Origin of the sequence: Ralstonia flaminis (assembly GCF_958415495.1) — a bacterium.
Classification (GTDB): domain Bacteria; phylum Pseudomonadota; class Gammaproteobacteria; order Burkholderiales; family Burkholderiaceae; genus Ralstonia; species Ralstonia flaminis.
In genome coordinates this window covers 1-17,408 of the sequence record NZ_CATZLL010000022.1, presented here as the reverse complement: position 1 = coordinate 17,408, position 17,408 = coordinate 1, and the positions used below count along the sequence as shown (strand labels likewise).

At 64.0% G+C, this 17,408-nt stretch carries 16 protein-coding genes and 1 pseudogene; 10 read left to right on the top strand and 7 right to left on the bottom strand.

The features are described 5' to 3' along the window. The first annotated feature begins 163 nt into the window (after positions 1-163). The 4 genes from metK to R2N11_RS24840 all read left to right on the top strand — a co-directional run bounded on the left by metK (position 164) and on the right by R2N11_RS24840 (position 4,996). A complete protein-coding gene (gene metK / locus R2N11_RS24855) occupies positions 164-1,354 on the top strand; it encodes a methionine adenosyltransferase (RefSeq protein ID WP_199030949.1) in 1,191 nt (396 codons plus the stop codon). Positions 1,355-1,489: 135 nt separating this feature from the next. Then, positions 1,490-2,716 (top strand): DUF2252 domain-containing protein, encoded by a 1,227-nt coding sequence (locus tag R2N11_RS24850; RefSeq protein WP_316682759.1) that lies wholly within the window; start codon positions 1,490-1,492, stop codon positions 2,714-2,716. A 63-nt stretch (positions 2,717-2,779) separates the two neighbouring features. After that, complete coding sequence (locus tag R2N11_RS24845; protein ID WP_430715476.1) at positions 2,780-3,700, top strand: AraC family transcriptional regulator; 921 nt, start codon at positions 2,780-2,782, stop codon at positions 3,698-3,700. Positions 3,701-3,817: 117 nt separating this feature from the next. Further along, a complete protein-coding gene (locus tag R2N11_RS24840) occupies positions 3,818-4,996 on the top strand; it encodes an HPP family protein (RefSeq protein ID WP_199030951.1) in 1,179 nt (392 codons plus the stop codon). 22 nt (positions 4,997-5,018) lie between these two features. Here R2N11_RS24840 and R2N11_RS24835 read toward each other — a convergent pair whose 3' ends face one another. After that, positions 5,019-5,633, bottom strand: a complete 615-nt coding sequence (locus R2N11_RS24835) for a glutathione S-transferase (RefSeq protein ID WP_316682758.1) — start codon at positions 5,631-5,633, stop codon at positions 5,019-5,021. Positions 5,634-5,780: 147 nt separating this feature from the next. On the opposite strand from R2N11_RS24835, the gene R2N11_RS24830 reads away from it, so the two are divergent. From R2N11_RS24830 to R2N11_RS24820, 3 genes are all read left to right on the top strand, one after another. Further along, the gene (locus R2N11_RS24830; protein ID WP_316682757.1) at positions 5,781-6,251 is read left to right on the top strand and encodes an Lrp/AsnC family transcriptional regulator; all 471 of its coding nucleotides are present in this window, start codon (positions 5,781-5,783) and stop codon (positions 6,249-6,251) included. A gap of 69 nt (positions 6,252-6,320) precedes the next feature. After that, a complete protein-coding gene (locus R2N11_RS24825; RefSeq protein WP_316682756.1) occupies positions 6,321-7,220 on the top strand; it encodes an RNA polymerase sigma-70 factor in 900 nt (299 codons plus the stop codon). A gap of 133 nt (positions 7,221-7,353) precedes the next feature. Then, positions 7,354-7,824 (top strand): carboxymuconolactone decarboxylase family protein, encoded by a 471-nt coding sequence (locus R2N11_RS24820; protein WP_316682755.1) that lies wholly within the window; start codon positions 7,354-7,356, stop codon positions 7,822-7,824. A gap of 51 nt (positions 7,825-7,875) precedes the next feature. Here R2N11_RS24820 and R2N11_RS24815 read toward each other — a convergent pair whose 3' ends face one another. Beyond that, positions 7,876-8,391: a GNAT family N-acetyltransferase gene (locus R2N11_RS24815; RefSeq protein ID WP_199030968.1), complete on the bottom strand. Its 516-nt coding sequence runs from the start codon at positions 8,389-8,391 to the stop codon at positions 7,876-7,878. 575 nt (positions 8,392-8,966) lie between these two features. On the opposite strand from R2N11_RS24815, the pseudogene R2N11_RS24810 reads away from it, so the two are divergent. Beyond that, positions 8,967-10,361: pseudogene (locus tag R2N11_RS24810) on the top strand (lactonase family protein); the annotation flags it as partial. Between the two features lie 91 nt (positions 10,362-10,452). Here the strand turns inward: R2N11_RS24810 and R2N11_RS24805 are convergent. Continuing rightward, positions 10,453-11,004 (bottom strand): contractile injection system tape measure protein, encoded by a 552-nt coding sequence (locus R2N11_RS24805; RefSeq protein WP_316682753.1) that lies wholly within the window; start codon positions 11,002-11,004, stop codon positions 10,453-10,455. On the opposite strand from R2N11_RS24805, the gene R2N11_RS24800 reads away from it, so the two are divergent. Continuing rightward, positions 11,003-11,191, top strand: coding sequence for a hypothetical protein (locus R2N11_RS24800; RefSeq protein ID WP_316682752.1), 189 nt, complete (start codon positions 11,003-11,005; stop codon positions 11,189-11,191). The genes R2N11_RS24805 and R2N11_RS24800 overlap by 2 nt on opposite strands. A gap of 95 nt (positions 11,192-11,286) precedes the next feature. Here the strand turns inward: R2N11_RS24800 and R2N11_RS24795 are convergent, their stop codons facing one another. Together R2N11_RS24795 and R2N11_RS24790 are read right to left on the bottom strand one after the other, a co-directional pair. Then, positions 11,287-12,234 (bottom strand): bestrophin family protein, encoded by a 948-nt coding sequence (locus R2N11_RS24795; protein ID WP_316682751.1) that lies wholly within the window; start codon positions 12,232-12,234, stop codon positions 11,287-11,289. Between the two features lie 421 nt (positions 12,235-12,655). Further along, positions 12,656-12,928 (bottom strand): fucose-binding lectin, encoded by a 273-nt coding sequence (locus tag R2N11_RS24790; protein ID WP_199030958.1) that lies wholly within the window; start codon positions 12,926-12,928, stop codon positions 12,656-12,658. A gap of 501 nt (positions 12,929-13,429) precedes the next feature. Here R2N11_RS24790 and R2N11_RS24785 point away from each other — a divergent pair. Further along, on the top strand, positions 13,430-15,253 hold the full coding sequence (locus R2N11_RS24785) for a hypothetical protein (RefSeq protein ID WP_316682750.1): 1,824 nt from the start codon (positions 13,430-13,432) through the stop codon (positions 15,251-15,253). Between the two features lie 159 nt (positions 15,254-15,412). On the opposite strand, the gene R2N11_RS24780 is transcribed toward R2N11_RS24785, so the two are convergent. Then, positions 15,413-16,960 (bottom strand): GGDEF domain-containing protein, encoded by a 1,548-nt coding sequence (locus tag R2N11_RS24780; protein ID WP_316682748.1) that lies wholly within the window; start codon positions 16,958-16,960, stop codon positions 15,413-15,415. 328 nt (positions 16,961-17,288) lie between these two features. Next, positions 17,289-17,408 (bottom strand): integrase core domain-containing protein (locus R2N11_RS24775; protein WP_316682795.1); only part of this gene is annotated, 120 nt, incomplete at its 5' end.

The following is a 17,408-nucleotide window of genomic DNA, read 5'->3' as shown; positions in this document are numbered from 1 at the left end:
AAGTGCCGCGTATAATAACGCGATTCGCCGAGTTAACTGACAACTTGCGGGGCGAATCCTTGTCCGGCCACAAACCTGGGCAACGTTGCTAAATACCGCTAAAGCGTCGCCGGCCGTGGCTCAACGGATTGGCAACGTGATAGCCAATCTGGAGCTAACAGCCGTGTCAAACGACTTCCTCTTCACCTCGGAGTCGGTCTCCGAGGGCCATCCCGACAAGGTCGCCGACCAGATTTCCGACGCCATCCTGGATGCCATCCTGGCCCAGGACAAATATGCGCGCGTCGCTGCAGAAACGCTGTGCAACACGGGTCTCGTGGTGCTGGCAGGTGAAATCACCACGTCGGCCAATGTGGATTACATCCACGTTGCGCGCGAAACCATCAAGCGCATCGGCTACGACAACACCGACTACGGCATCGACTACAAGGGATGTGCCGTGCTCGTCGCGTACGACAAGCAGTCGCCCGACATCGCCCAGGGCGTCGACCGCGCATCGGACGACTACCTCAACCAAGGCGCCGGCGACCAGGGCCTGATGTTCGGCTACGCGTGCGATGAAACGCCCGAGCTGATGCCCTTCCCGATCTACTACGCCCACCGTCTGGTGGAGCGCCAGTCGCAACTGCGCCGCGATGGCCGTCTGCCCTGGCTGCGCCCGGACGCCAAGTCGCAGGTGACGGTGCGTTATGTGGACGGCAAGCCACACAGCGTGGACACCGTGGTGCTGTCTACGCAGCACGCGCCGGAAATGTCGCAAGAGGCCATCCGCGAGGCCGTGATCGAAGAGATCATCAAGCCGGTGCTGCCCTCGCACATGCTGGCCGACACCAAGTACCTGGTGAACCCGACCGGCCGCTTCGTCATCGGCGGCCCGCAGGGCGACTGTGGCCTGACCGGCCGCAAGATCATCGTCGATACGTACGGCGGCGCAGCCCCGCACGGCGGCGGCGCGTTCTCGGGCAAGGACCCATCGAAGGTCGACCGCTCGGCTGCGTACGCCGCACGCTACGTGGCCAAGAACGTGGTGGCCGCCGGTCTGGCGCGCCAGTGCCAGGTGCAGGTGAGCTATGCGATTGGCGTGGCGCGCCCGATCAACATCACGGTGTACACGGAAGGCACGGGCGTCATCCCCGACGAGCAGATCGCCAAGCTCGTGCACGAGCACTTCGACCTGCGCCCGAAGGGCATCGTGCAGATGCTCGACCTGCTGCGCCCGGTCTACGAAAAGACCGCCGCCTACGGCCACTTTGGCCGCGAAGAGCCGGAGTTCAGCTGGGAAGCCACCGACAAGGCCCTGCTGCTGCGCGAAGCGGCAGGCCTGGCGGGTGAGCCGGCCAAGGCGTTTGCCTGAGCCTGCGCATCGGCGCAACGAGAACCGCCCTTCGGGGCGGTTTTTTTATGGCCATCCGTTTCCTAGGATGGACAACGATGCACATCAGGCACGTGGCGTGCTCCACCATGCACACCGCTTACAACCCGCCTCCCCATGCCGATCTCCACGCTCCCCCGTGGCGCCGTCCGCCCACGCGACCGACAAGATGTTCTGCGCGACACCCGCAACCGCAAGATGGCGCGCTCCGCCCATGCCTATGTGCGCGGCAACACCGTGCGCTTCTATGAATGGCTCGACTCGCTGGCGGTGCACACCCTGCCCGAAGGGCCCGCGATCTGGATTTGCGGCGACTGCCATGTCGGAAACCTCGGCCCTATCGGCAATGCGGAGGGCGACATCGAAGTGCAGATCCGCGACATGGATCAGACCGTCATTGGCAACCCGGCACACGACTTGATCCGGCTGGGGCTCTCACTGGCTACAGCGGCGCGTGGCTCAGACCTTCCTGGCGTCACCACGGCACGCATGATCGAGGCGCTCATGGAGGGCTACATCCATGCCCTCGGCGCCAGCACTGCCAGCAGGCGCAAACGCCTCGACAAACCCGACACGGTGCACGTGGTGATGCGCCAAGCCGTCAAACGCTCGTGGAAGCACTTGGCGCGCGAGCGCATCGAAAACACCCGCCCAACCATCCCCCTGGGCAAGCGCTTCTGGCCACTGCGCGCCGATGAGCGTCGAGCGCTGGCCCGCCTGTTTGAAGACGAGGCGATGCGGCATCTGGTCACGCACCTGCGTTCGCGCGATGACGATGCACAGGTGGAGTTGCTCGACTGCGCCTATTGGGTCAAGGGCTGCAGCTCGCTCGGCCGCCTGCGCTATGCAGCACTGCTGGGCCTGCATGGTGGCAATGGCGACGGCGATCTCTACTGCATGATCGACGTGAAGGAAGCCGTGCAAGCGGCCGCACCGCGCTACCCACGCGTGCGCATGCCACGCGACAACGGCCAGCGCGTGGTGGAGGGCGCACGGCACCTGGCCCCATTCCTGGGCGAACGCATGGTGGCAACGCGCTTTCTCGACCACGGCGTGTTCGTGCGTGAACTGCTGCCACAAGACCTCAAGCTGGAGATCGACACGCTAAAGCAGAGCGAAGCCATGCGGGTAGCGTACTTCCTGGCGGAAACCGTGGGCAAGGCCCACGCCCGGCAGATGGACACAGACACGGCGCGCGCCTGGCAACAGGAACTCAAGCGCCAGCGCTCCAAGACACTGGCCGCACCGTTCTGGCTGTGGACGAGCATCGTCGAGCTGATGAGCAGCCACGAGCGCGGGTATCTGGAGCACTGTCGGCAATACGCCCTTGGCGCACTGGAATAGCAATCCTGATCAGGCACACGTGCGCGCGCCCCGCTATCGTATTGCCACCCAGGAGCCACGCCATTGCCATTGACTGCCCCCGCCACCACCACCACCACCACCACCACCACCACCACCGACCGCTACCTCGCCCGCATGCGCGCCGCGCTCGCACACATCGACGCGCATCTGGAGAACGCGCTGGACGTGGACGGACTGGCCCAAGTGGCGGCGTTCTCGAAATACCACTTTCACCGCCAGTTCACGTTGCTGTTCGGCATGAACGTCGGGCGCTACGTGCAGTTGCTGCGCCTCAAACGTGCCGCGCACCAGCTCGCCTATCGCGATGCGGCGCGCATCACAGACATCGCGCTGGCGTGCGGATACGAGGCGCCGGAGGCTTTTGCGCGCGCGTTCCGCAAGCAGGCGGGGCAATCGCCGTCGGATTTTCGGGCGGCGCCGCAATGGGGCACCTGGGCCACCGATCTACAGGCGCTGCGCGCCCTCAGGAGCGAACACATGCCCGCACAACCACAAACCCACACCGTCGAGATCGTTGAACGCGAAGACGTGCCTGTCGCCGCCATCGAGCACCACGGCAACCCGGCGCGCCTGGGCGAGACCATCCGCACGTTTATCGCCTGGCGCCGCGAACACCGGCTGCCCCCTTCCGTCTCGGCCACCTACAACATCGTCTACAACAGCCCCGACGATGTGGCACCCGACGACTTCCGCATGGACATCTGCGCCGCCACGCTGGCACCGATCGCACCCAACGCCGCCGGCGTCATCGCCAAAACGCTGGCCGGTGGCCGCTACGCCGTACTGCGCCACACGGGCTCGGACGACACGCTTGGCCAGAGCGTCGCCACCCTCTATGCCGAATGGCTGCCCGCCAGCGGGGAAGAACCGCGTGATGCGCCGCTGCTGTTCCAGCGCGTGCGCTTCTACCCCGACGTGCCCGAGCACGAGGTCATCACCGACATCCTGTTGCCACTGAAGTGACACCGCGTGCACCCGCACGTTATGTCACAGCGTGATATAATTTGCGACTGCACTCTTCCCGCATGTCTGTCTTGGTGAGGCCTGGTCCGGGCAATCGCCGTTTGACCACGCTCGACCATGTCTGCCCCGCCCGCTTCCCGCGCACCTTCAAGCGCCACATTCGCCCGCTGGCTCCACAGCTTCGTCCCCGCCCCCGTCACCGTGCGTTGGCGCGAGCGTGTGCGCTCGGCCGTTGGGGCACTGATCGGCATTTTCTTTACCGGCACGATGATGAAGCTCGTGCCCGGTGCCGCCACGCTGATCCCCTTGCTGGTGGCGCCCATGGGCGCCTCTGCCGTGCTGCTGTTTGCGGTGCCGGCCAGCCCACTGGCGCAGCCGTGGTCGATCATCGGCGGCAACCTGGTGGCAGCCACGGTGGGTGTCACATGTGCGCTGCTGGTGAAAGACCCGGTGGTGGCCTCTGCGCTGGCGGTGTCGATTGCCATTGCTGGCATGTTTGCGCTGCGCTGCGTGCACCCGCCCTCGGGCGCGGTGGCGTTGACCGCCGTGATTGGCGGGCCGGCCGTGCACGCGCTCGGCTATACGTTCGTGCTGGAACCCATCCTGATCCAATCGGCGCTGCTGCTGGTGGGTGCGCTGGTGTACCACGCCGCCACGGGCCACCGGTATCCGCACGCGCAGCGCCTGCCCGCCGCTGAGCGCACGCCCACCGCCGGCGGCTTCACCCGTGCCGACATCGTCGCCGCGCTGCGCCGCCAGAGCGAGTTGCTCGACATCGACCCCGAAGACATCGAAGCCGTGCTGCGCGAGATGCAGTTGCAGGCCCAGGAAGAGAAACTGCGTCGCACCTTCCAGGCGCTCACCTGTGCCGACATCATGTCGCAGCCGGTGATTGCCGCCACGCCCAGCACGTCGATCCCGCGTGCGCTGCAGCTGCTGCGCCAGCACAGCGTCAAGGCCCTGCCGGTGGTGGATGCGGGCCAGCGCGTGATCGGCATCGTCACCCGCGCCGACTTGCTGGGCCTCACGCCGCGCGACCTGCGCCAAACGCTGCGCCACTGGTTCAGCATCGCCGCCGCCCTGACGCCGCCGCGCGTGGCTGACCACATGAAGACGCACGTGCAGACCATCCCCGCCACCGCGCTCATGTCAGAACTGGTGCCGCTGTTTGCCGGCGCCGGGCACCACCACATTCCTGTGGTGGATGCCGAGGGCCGGCTGGCGGGCATCATCACCGAGTCAGACCTGGTGGGCGGGCTGTACCGTCAGGCAGCCATCCAGCCAACGGCGGCCTGAGCACGCGCAGCCAAGCCTTGCATCACTCCGCGTCGATCGGCCACGCGCGAAACACGTCGAGCTGCTCTGCCGCAGCCGAAAACGCCGCCACGCGCGGGTAGCTTGCCGCAGGCACGCGGTCCGGCACCATCAACTGGATAAAGCCCCAGGCCACGGCCGTCGTCACCCCGGCTTGCGTGAGTGCGCTTGCATTGGCGGGCAGCGGCGCATCCTTCCACTCCGCTTCCAGCGCATCGAGCGCGGCATGCAGCTGACCGTGCACGCGGTCTACCCACGGCGCATGTACCTTCTCAGCCGGGCGCAGGTTGTGTTCATAGACGATCTGCACCGCCTTCTCGCATGCGGCCAGCGCCAGCCCCACTACACGCAACGCCTGCCCGCGCGCTGGCACTGCGGCGGGCATCAGGCTGCGGCCCGCCAGGCTTTCCGCATAGTCGATGATGAGTGTGGAATCCATCAGCACGGTGCCGTCATCACACACCAGCGTGGGCGCCTTCACCACCGGGTTGATCTCGTGAAAGCGATCGAAATGCCGAAACACCGACACTGACGCATGCTCGAATGGCAAGCCGAGCAACTTGAGCGAAATGGCGGTACGGCGCACGTAGGGGGAATCAAGCATGCCGATCAGCTTCATGGGGTCTCCTGGGTTAGCGTAAATAGCGCGGGTGGCTGGACGCCCATGATAAGCAGCGGCGCTGGCGCGTCTAAGCGGTTTCCATCCAAAATCAGGGTTCCTTGCCGATGATTCATCGGTCACATCCTCCCGCTACCCAGACCCGCCATGCCCTTGGACAAGAAAGACTGGCTGATCCTCGAAGCCCTGCAGACCGACGCCCGCCAGAGCCTGGCCGCACTGGGCAAGCGCATCGGCCTGTCGCAGCCGGCCATGAGTGAGCGCGTGCGCAAGCTGGAAGACGCCGGCGTGATCGAAGGCTACGGCGCACGCGTCAACCTGCGCAGCATCGGCATCGGGCTGCAGGCTTACATCCACATCGAGACCACCCACGCGCACATCCGCAAGTACCTCAAGCTGTTTGAAGAGATGCCGGAGGTGCTGGAAGCCAGCCGCGTAACCGGGCAGCACTGCTTTATCGTGCGCTGCGCGATTGCTGAGCCCGGCGATCTGGAACGCGTGGTCGACAACCTGGCCGTGCATGGCTCGGTGACAACCTCGCTGGTGCTGTCCAACCCGGTGGACAAGGCGGTGACGATTCGCGCAGCCAGAAGACCGGGCAACACCAACGCGGTATGACGATCGCCTGTCACAAACGCCGCCCCCATCCGTCTAGGGAATAGACCCCTAGACGACTCCGCCCAGACCATGACCACCACCAAGCGCACCCAGATCGGCACGGACAGCGAAGACACCGCGTTTACCACGGCCCGCCCCCGCCTGTTTGCCATTGCCTACCGCATGCTTGGCACGCGTGCCGATACGGAAGACGTGCTGCAGGATGCGTGGATGCGCTGGCACCAGGCGGATCAATCTGCCCTGCAATCGGCCGAGGCCTGGCTCATCACGGTCGTCACCCGGCTGTCGATCGACCGCCTGCGTGCGGCCAAGGCGGAGCGCGAGGCCTACGGGGGCTGGTGGCTGCCAGAGCCGCTGGTGGAGGCGGAATCCAACGCCCCCACGCCTGAAACCGCCGTGGAGCTGGCGGGCGACCTGTCGGTGGCGTTGCTGTGGGTGCTGGAGCGCCTGTCGCCCGAAGAGCGCGCGGCCTTCCTGATGCGCCAGGTGTTCGACCAGGACTATGCGGAGATAGCCGCCCTGCTGGGCAAGAGCGAGGCCGCCTGCCGGCAGATGGTGCATCGCGCGTCTGACCGCGTGCAGCAGGATCGCCCGCGCTTTGATGTGTCCGACGACGCGCACCGCGACTTGCTGGAACGCTTTGCCGAGGCATCGCGCAGCGGTCAGCGCGACGCCATTCGCGCACTGCTGGCAGATGACGCCCACCTGGTGGGCGACGGCGGCGGCAAGGTGCCCTCGTTCGCGCGCATCATCCAAAACGCCGAACAGATCACCAAGATCTACTGCGAGCTCGTGCGCGCGATGGGCAACGTCCGCTACCAGCACGCCCGCGTCAACGGCGAGCCGGGCCTGCTGCGCTATGTGGACGAGAAGCTGGAATCAGCGCAGTCTTTCGTCATCGAGAACGGCCGCATCGTCGGCATCTACGTGGTGCGCAACCCCGACAAGCTGGCGCACATCACCGCCTGACCCAAAACGCTTGAGCAATGTGGGCCGAGCCTGTCACAACCCAGCCAGGCGAGGCGTCTTAAGGGTATGGAGCGACGCAAAAACAGCAGCGTGCGAACGCTCCAGGTATCCAACCCAGCCCCAGGAGCCGCTTATGTCGCAAGCACCCCGCATTGCCTACTACCAACTCGCACCGAAGTCCTTCAACGCGCTGCTGAACCTGTCCAACGGCCTACGCCGCGACTTGCTGGGCGCCAAGCTGGTTGACCTTGTGCTGCTGCGCGTGTCGCAGATCAACGGATGCGCGTTCTGCATCGACATGCACTGGAGCGACCTCATCAAGATGGGCGAAGACGCGCGCCACCTGAACGCCGTGGCCGGCTGGCGCGAAGCCCCGTTCTTTACCGAGCGCGAGCGTGCCGCGCTGCGCTGGGCCGAGCTGGTCTCGCAGATTCCGGCCACCGACCCGAGCGATGAAGCATTCGCCAAGCTGCGCGAGCACTTCAGCGATGAAGAGATCGCCGCGCTGAGCTTTGTGATCGTCACCATCACCAGTTGGAACCTGTTGAACGTAAGCCTGCGCAACCCGGTGCCCGCCAAACCCTATGCAGCGGAAGCCGCGTAAATTGGCGAACGAATGTCAGGCCGTGCCGACGTGTTCACGTAGGCACGGCGCTTACACCCGCAGGAAGCGCACCATCAGTATTTCATCCGCGTAACCACCGGCCGACTTGAGCGCGCGTGGCTCGATGCCATAGGTTTCAAAACCGCAACGCTCGTACAACGCCAGCGCTGCTGCGTTGCCGTGCACTACCGACAGCGTGAGCTGCTCGACCACGCCCGTGGCTGCGGCCACGATGCCATCCACCAGCGCCGTGCCCACCCCGCGCCCACGCACCTCGGGCGACACGTAGAAGCCCCACACAAACCCCTTGTGCGCCAGCTTGGCCGTCGTCTGCTGCTTGAAGCCGACCATGCCCACGATGCGCCCGCCGTCATAGGCCCCCAGCACCGTTGTCGTGGCGAGCCGCTCTGCAAAAGCCGCCTGCGAGAACCCCGCCTCCGCCTCGTACGTTGAACCGAAGGCCTCGGGCGAATCCTTGAGCGCGGCCAGGCGAATGGCGCGGTAGTCGGCTACGTCGGCAGCATCAGCCGGCAAAAGTTGGCGAAGGGTGATGGCGTTGGTGGGCATGGTGATGACTGACAGGGCAACGAAAGAACGGCCCCCAGTATCAGGCCAAACATCGGCACGCGGCGTGTACCGCATGTCTGCCTCCATGCGGCCGAGGGCTTTGTCGATCAATTGGCCTATGTCGGCATGTGGCCTCAGGTTTCTATCCTTCCGGAAAACGCGGGTCCACATACGCATCGAGAACGGGGGGAGTCATGGCCGAGCTATCGAACGCCAACGCCGAATGGGCCGGCAACGTACCAACGCAGCCGATGCCAGCACCGGTTCCTCCAGCACTGCGCCGACACCCGCATGGCGTGCATGGCGCCGCCCTGGTGATGGCCGCCGCGCTCTCGCTCGGGCTCACCGCTTGCGGCGGAGGCGATGACTCCGGCGGCGATACGGGCACGACACCGCCGACGAACAACGCCACGCCTGCACCGACGCCCACGCCAACACCCGCGCCTGCACCAACCCCATCACCCACACCGTCGCCTTCTCCGACGCCCGCGCCAACACCGGCACCGACGCCTTCTCCGACGCCTGCACCAACACCGGCACCGACGCCTTCTCCGACACCTGCACCAACACCGGTACCGACGCCCGCACCTACGCCCGCACCTACGCCCGCGCCCACGCCGGCGCCAACACCTGCACCTACACCGGCGCCAACGCCGAGCCCCACGCCAGCACCATCACCCGCACCCGCGCCTGCTCCGGCACCGGCACCTGCACCGACGTACTCGGTGGGCGGCACGGTCAGCGGCCTGAGCACCGGCAAATCCGTCACGCTGCTGGACAACGGCGGCGATGCGGTGACCGTCAACGCAGACGGCAGCTTCCAGTTCCCGACTGCACTGGCACAGGGCGCGCCCTATGCCGCCACGGTAGGCACGCGGCCGTCGGGTGAGAACTGCTCCGTCACCAACGGCAGCGGCAACGTGGGCACCGCCAACGTCACCAACATCATGGTGACCTGCTCCGTGCGGCCGCTGTTCGGCTATGCGGTCAACTCGAACGACGGCACCGTCTCTGCCTTCACGCTGGATGCCACCACCGGCATGCCCACGGCGATTGGTTCATCCGTACCGGTGGGTTCCGGGCCGCTGTCGCTCACCATCGACCCGGCGGGCAAGTTCGTCTACGTGGCCAACGCCAACGACAACACCATCACCACACTCTCCATCGATCCGGACACCGGGCTGCTGACCGTGGTGGGCTCACCCACGGCCACCGGCATACAGCCGTACAGCATTGCGCGCACGCCCAACGGCAGCTTTGCGTACACGGCCAACTATGGGGACAACACGCTCAGCGCGTTCTCGGTCAACACCGGCACCGGAGCGCTCACTGCGCTGTCGGCCATCACGGCCGGCGCCAACCCGTACACCGTTACCATCAACAGCGCGGGCACATACGCGTATGTGGTGAACGCCAACAGCGGTGGCACGACCGGGACGGCCATGGCGTTTGCCATCAACAGCAGCACAGGCGCCTTCACGCTGGCGGGTACCGCAGTCAACACCGGCAACACGCCCGAGTTCATTGCCGTGAACCCCGCTGGCACGTATGCCTACGTGTCCAACGCGGCAGACAACACCATCGGCGTGTACAGCATCAACGCAGGCACAGGCGCGCTGGCGGCGTCAGGCAGCCCGGTGGCATCGGGTGTCAACCCGTTCTACATCTCGATCGCGCCGTCGGGCGGCTTCCTGTACGTGACCAACCTGCTGGACAACACGGTGGGCGTGTACGCCATCAACAGCAGCAACGGCGCCATCACGCTGGTGCAGACCGTTGCCACCGGCAACGTACCGGTCACGGTGCTGCTCAACCCGGCGGGCACCTTCGCTTACGTCGTCAACGGGGTGGACAACACCATCTCGGCCTACAGCGTGGACGGCACCACAGGCATGCTGACGGCAATCACCGGCGGCTCGGCTGCCACCGGCAACATCCCGCGCGGGATGGCGATTGTGGCGGTGCCTTGAGCGTGATCCAGTGGTTCAGGGAGTGAAGGCAACTGCCCGGAGCCCCTTGCGTTTGCAAGGGGCTTCGTTTTTGGAGCGCACTAGCGCGGGCTCACCATGGCCACTGCACACGCAGCGGCTCCGGCATCCACGCAAACTTGATGACAGCGAAAGACAGTGGAAACGTTCCGAGCAGCATGTCGTACGCGCGCTTTTCCACATCCAGCTGCCAGCTCCCACTCTGGTGCGTCAGGCGCCCGTCGCGCATGAGGAAGTTGCCGCGCAGGCCATCGATGGAGCTGCCGCGCTGTGTATCCCAATGCTGCATGACAGCCGCCAGCAGCGAGTCACACAGATCGCGTTCGCCTTCGGTTGGCGCATCGTCCATCGTCATGAGCGGCGTGAATACCGAGATACCGCACATGACCTTGGCCAGCGGCAGCGTGACTTCGTCCTGCGCCCACTGCCCGCTTGCCAGCAGATGCACCAGGCGCACCGCACGATGATTGGCCGCCGCATCGGCAAACTGCCCATCGCGCGTCAAGCCACACCTTTCAAAATAGAGTGGCAGATACGCCTGGAGCAGCACCAAGCCAGCGTTGGAGACCTTGATGGGCGCAGCGCCGGCGTTGTGGGTGGCGCCGGCAAGATTGGCTGTTGTCATGCGTGGCCTGTGTCAGGTGGTGGTCATCTGCTGCTGGAACGTCATCACGATGAACTCGGCCGACATGGTGGTGCGCAGGCCGACGTCCATCGAGTACGCATCGGAGGCGCTGCCGCCCCTGGAGCGCACCCTCCATCCATTGCTGGTTGAGGAGCGTGCTGATGGCCGAATGGACCGCTACCGCTAGCCGCCAATCAAGACCATGGACGCGCCTTGGATGATGCTGTCTGCCATTGCTTCCATTGCTGCCATCGCGGCGCCTGCGCAAGCGTCAAACCCGCATCAATCGAGAATGAAATCCCGCTCCGCGTTGCTGCCGGCCAGGCTGGGTTCGCCCGCCATGTCGCGCACGGCGTCTTCAATCATGGTGGACATGGCGTTGAGGGCAAGGTCGTTGTCTTCGGTGCCGAAGGGCTCTTCGATTTGCGAGGCGATGGCCTCGTGCGCCATGAAGGTGTACGCCACAAACACCGCAAACACCGGCGTGAAATTGCCGATGCTCTCCACCAGCCCGAACGGCAGCGCCGCGCAGAAGAAGTACACCGTGCGGTGGATCATGACCGAGTACGCAAACGGCAGCGGTGTGCTGACAATGCGCTCGCACCCGCCGATGATGCTGGACAACTCGTTCAGGTTGCGGTCCATCGCCAGCGCGGCATAGGCATCGAACGCGCCGGCCTGGCCGTTGCGCTGCATCCTGAGCTGAACCCATTCCCCCAGCCACAGCATGAGGGTGGCGGGCCGGTAGCGCGCGGCCATCACGCGATCAAACAGCGGCGCGGGCAAGCGGGCGGCCAGGTCTTCACGCGGATCGGTGCGGCGCAACTGGTGGCGCAGCGCATGCGGCAACGCACCCAGCACCTGCATGAACTCGCGCACCTCGGCATCGGCCACACCGCCGTTCGAGCCATCGCCACGCGGCAGCGTGAGCGCCTGGCGCATGAGCGAGCGCGCATCATTGAGCAACTGACCCCAGAGCTTGCGCGCCTCCCAATAGCGGTCGTAACTGGCGTTGTTGCGAAAGCCCAGGAACACCGCCAGCGCAATGCCGATGAGCGAGAACGGCGTGGTGCTCAGGTTGACGGAGATGGGCAGCCAATGCGCATGCACCGCCATGGCCACCAGCGAGATACAGAAGATCAGGAACAGCCGCGGCAGCAGCTGCGGCAGAACGGAACCGCGCCACGCGAGCAGCATGCGGAACCAGTGCAAGTGTGGGCGGACGACCATGGAATGCGCGCAAGGGAAGCAGGAGTGCGGCGATTATGGCAGACCGCCCCCACTGCCCGGCACCCCCGCGTAGCGGCATCCGCGCCGAAATACCCAGCCTGAAAATTCACAATTTGAGGCCGGAGATATGCGGTACCGCGATGGTGACGTTAATCATGAATTCAGGCAAAACCCGGCAGCAAAAATATTCCGCCACCCTGTTAATACAAAATCGATCAACCCCACCCAAACAGCAATACAACGTGATTCATTCAATCACAGCAAGTCGAACAACAAACGCACGACAGGCCCTCGCCAATGCAGCGCGAAGGCCATTTTCAATACAACAGCAATCAACACAGAATCAGCATCAAGCCAAACGAACCTGTCTTGTGCCGATACGTGCGCGGACCCCGACGGACCCCGCATTGCCGGGTACCGATCAGAGCGTGGTGTAGGCGCCCTTGGTCCAGCTGCTGCCGTCCCAGCACCATTCCGTGGTATTGCTGCCGGTGCTGGCATACACGCGGATGTGCACGTTGCTGCCGACCAGCCAGGCCGTGGCAGACACGTTGTCGCCGGGCTCATTGAAGGCGCCCGTGTACCAGTTCTTCCCATCCCAGCAACGCTCGGTGATCTTGCCTCCATTGGCCGTGTAAACACGGATCGACGGCGTAGTCCCCCACGAAACGGCAGCAGTCTGAACGTTCGACATGTTTTATCTCCAGATTTAAGTGAACGCGTTGGATCACTTCGGGTGATTTCAGTATCAATCAAGAAAATGCAGCGCGATTTGCTGCCGCATTTACCACGGCCCGGGTTCAGGGCTCCGGTAGCATAAGCAAAGAAAATTCCAACTGCTGCTGAGAGATACGCATGGCAGATGGAGAGGGAATTTACTGAACACATTACCGACAGAAATTGCCACGTCGATTATGTGGAACACGCAGAAGAAAATACCGACCGCAACCACCTGGAAGGGTTATTAGAAAATGTCTAACCCAAAATGGCTGCAAGAGATGGCATAGCAGCGCCCATGCGGCATGGCGGCATGCGCGAACAGCAGAACGTAGCAGGCACCCGATGGTGGCATCCCTGCCCACCTCGGAGGCGCGTCTTGCTGCGCCTGCCGGGCTTTCTCCTCCCGCGGCAGGGCATGGACACACTGTGGGTGCGCTGTTAGTGTCTACGCCGACATCACTTGCTCGGATGCGCCATGCGTGAATCCCTAAAGAAGCAGGATTTCTCTCGTACGCCAACGGACGAACACAGCACCGGTAGGCGCATCGCGCCGGCGGTGCCCGGTGGTTTGCAGGCAACGGTCGACAGCTCGCCGCGAATGGTGGCGCAGCGGGCCAAATTGCAGTCACTGAGCAGTGGTGCGCACCCGCCCGTGGTGCAGGGCCAGTTCATCTACGACGATGACCCGATCGACAACGAGAAGTCTGCGCAAAAACTGGGACGTCAGCTTTTCGGCAAGGCGCCAAAGGCCAAAAGCAAGGTCGCGGCACTCGTCGCGCTTGCCACGGATGGCGAGGATCACGGCACGCTGAGTGAACACGCGCTGCGGACCATGATCGAGGGCGAGCAGTTTACGCTCGAGCAAAAGGGACGGCGGTTGCATACGCGCCGAAATACCGAGGCCTCGTATCCTGAGGAGCGCTCGCTCACGTATCAGCATCTGGAGCAGGGCAAGGTCAACCACAAGAAGCGCAAGCGCAAGAGTAGCAATGACGGGAGCGACGCCGATGCCGAGGAGGAGGCCGAACCGGTCGGAGATTTCTCGTATGTGGACCTCAACACGATCCTGACGCAGGCCACGACGGACATGGAGCCGGCGCAGGTCAAGCTGGCCACTGAAACGGCCGTGAAGAAATTCAAAGTGAGGGAACTCAGCGTGGACGCGGATATGAATCCCGACGTTCAGTTGATGGTGCAGCACGCATTGCAGTATCAGGCGTTCAATCATCCGCAGCTCAAGGGCCGGGGCAAGAAGGGACCCACTGCGCGGGACCGGAAGCAGAACGCGTTCCGCTCGTTCGAGCTGGAGAAATCGAAGGCGCTTCTCGTGCAGGATGCGGAAGACAACTTCATGCATACGCTGCCACCGCGGCCGGTGGAGGGCTCTTCGTCCGAGCACGCGTTCTCGGCGCTGCTCGACGTCAATCGCCCGCTGCCCAAGAGCCCGCTGGACGGGGCCACGTACAAGGCCGTCTACCTCAGCACGCGCGACATTCTGCACAAGGCCTACGAGGCGGCGGATGCGCCGTCGCCCAATGCGGAAAATTTCTTCGGGCAACGACTGCATTTCAACCATGCGTTTGCCCAGCAGCTGACCGAGATGGACGGCTCGCACCTTGAGACAACGGACGACGCCACCGAGTACATGCAAACCGCGCTCGGCTTCCCAAAGTTCAAGACCGATGCCGTGGAGTCCGACGACGACATATCCGACGACGAGTCATTCAAGCCGCAGTCTGAAAAGATGATCGTGGACGAGGACGAGAGCATCTTCGATAACAAGCCGAAGATGGATCTGTTCAGGGTCGCACTCGGCACGTATTCAAAAATGTCCTCGCAGAAGGCACTCGTCGATCGGCTCGATACGGCGCAACAGCCATTGGGCGAGGAGCGCACGAGCACGGCGGAGAAGCGGGACCGCCGGCATACCAAGCGGCGCAAGCTGATCGACGCCCGAGTCAAGTGGGGCCGCGACAAGCACCAGGCTGACTTCAGCGTCACCCGTTCGGAGCACGACTACTACAAGAAGAAGATCGCCCTGATGGAAGACGTGGAAGATGGGCTTTGGAAGGAATACTTCGCGGCGGCGGACGAGGAGGAGCAAAAGGCGCTGGAGGGCCAGATCAACAAATTGTCCGACGTCCGCGAGACTTTCAAGGCGTTCTATCAGGAGACTCCGGTCAAGTCACTGAAGCAACGCCGGCTGACAAGTACCAAGTGGAAAGCCCGCAAGGCGAACAAGCCAGTCTTCGGCCCCGTGGGCAGCGAGGATTCGCTCAAGAAACACTTGTCTGAATAACACGACTCTCCGGCATCCTCATCGGACAATGCCCCATTCAATACCGGCGCCCCGCCCGTCTCAGGAAACCGTCTTGCTGTGGGGATTGGCTTCTCGCCAGCCCGCTCGATGGCGGTGTCCGTTCGCCTTGCTTGAAACGGATTCCGCATCGCCACCGGGCTAACCCACGTGGGCGGGCGGCTCCGGGTGATCGGTCTGGGCACGTGGTTCAACGCTGGCGCAGGTCACGCGATTTCTACCGCTGCGCTTTGCCTCGTACAGCGCAACGTCTGCGGCCCGCGTCAATGCATCCAGTGACGCAAAGCTCGATTGCCGCGCCGTGGCACACCCCACACTGACGGTGAACGGCGCCAAGCCCGGGCTTCTCTGCGTGGCGGAAGATCCCTCAACTTCAGCACGTATGGCTTCAGCAATCTGCATCGCCCCGGCTTCGTCCGTATCGGGCAACACCACCACAAACTCTTCTCCACCATAGCGCGCCGCGAGGTCGCTGCGCCGTCGTGCATGCTTGGCAATGCAGTTGGCGAGATGCTGGAGTGCGATGTCCCCCTGAGCATGCCCGTGCGCATCGTTATATCGCTTGAAGTTGTCTGCATCGACAAAGAGGATGGACAGGCAACTGTCACGGCGTTGCAGGCGGTCCCACTCGTTCTCTAGCGTGACATCGAGTGCGCGACGGTTCTTCAGGCCAGTGAGCGGATCGGTTTGCGTGAGCTCTCTGAGGTGGTGTTCGGCCTGCACCCGCCCGCGCAGCGCAAAGGCGAGCAGCCAGACGCCACCACAGAAGGCGAGACTGACGGACAGTGACGACAGCCCCACCACCCACGACAGCCGCCGCCAGGCAGCCAGTGCATCCGTCATTGCGGGGGCCACCACGGCAATGAAGGGCGTGCCCGGCACGCGTTGAAAGGTGTACAGGCGCAGCACCCCGTCGCTTGCCGAGGGCGCCACATAAAAACCCGACTCCTGATTGACCATGCGCGGGAACACCTGCGACTTGCTGAGGGTGAACGCGCGTGCTGCGCTGGGGGGCGGGTTTCTTGCGACCAACGTGCCATCAACGCGGACAATGGCCGTGATGCCATGCGGCCCCACATCCAGCTTATCCAGCAGTTGCCTGAAGTATTCAAGATCGATCGCGACCAGGGCCGTGCCCCCGAACGTGCCATCCGGCCGGTTGATCCGCCGACTGAGCGCAATCGCCTCCACGCCCGCCCGCGACCGCGCGCGATAGACGGCCGACACATACAGGCCAACGTTTGCGGAATCACGATGGACCTTGAAGTAATCGCGGTCGCTGAAATCCCACCGGTGCGTGGCGGAGCAACAACCGTCGGCAAGCTGGCCTTTGTCATCGGTCACGCCCATGCCAGTCACATAGCGGGCAGAAGCCGTCTGGCCGAACAGCAGGTCGTGCCGCACCTCCGTATCCAAGGCGCGCATGCCGGGCTTATCCAGTGTGGCAATCAGCATGCGTAGCGACTGATCAGCCGATTCCACCGTCCGCGAGATGTGGCTTACCAGCACCGCCGCAACGTTCTTCGACATGTCATGCGCATGCTCGATTGCCGTTTCCCGGTCTGCCCAAAGCGTCAGAACGCTGATGGACAGGACGACCAAGGTCAGCAGCGTCCCAAGCGCACCGACGACGAATGGGTGGTGGCCCGCCAATGTGGCCAGCCTGTGGGCGGATGAACGAAGGGGCATGACGTGGTCTTGAGCCAGACGGAGGCCGCGTGTCTGCTTCTTTTTGGGGCAAATCATGGCGGATGTGGAGACGGCGCCCGATCCGGCAGGGCGAGCGACGCCCCCCGCAGCCGCGCGGGTGACAGCACGGTTATCGGCAGAGGGCCGGAAAACTCCAGTCCGGTGGCCGTGGCCGCTGAGGCACCGCAGGCATGGGGCGCTCCGCATCGCAGATGCTTGCCAAGGCAATGCTCGGGCAGATGACGCCCGCAACGCGTTGCATGGCATTGCCGCTGTGTGCGCGTGAAATACGGATATTCCGGTCCAGTTCTTATGAGAGGATTGAAGTTTATTGGATGGTGCCTAGTTGCTGTGCGGGCATCGGTGTTGGCCAGTGGGCGGCAGGTGCCGGCGGACGGTATCCAAGCGACGAATGCGGTCGCCGCGTGTTGTAGTGCCGGCGCCACTG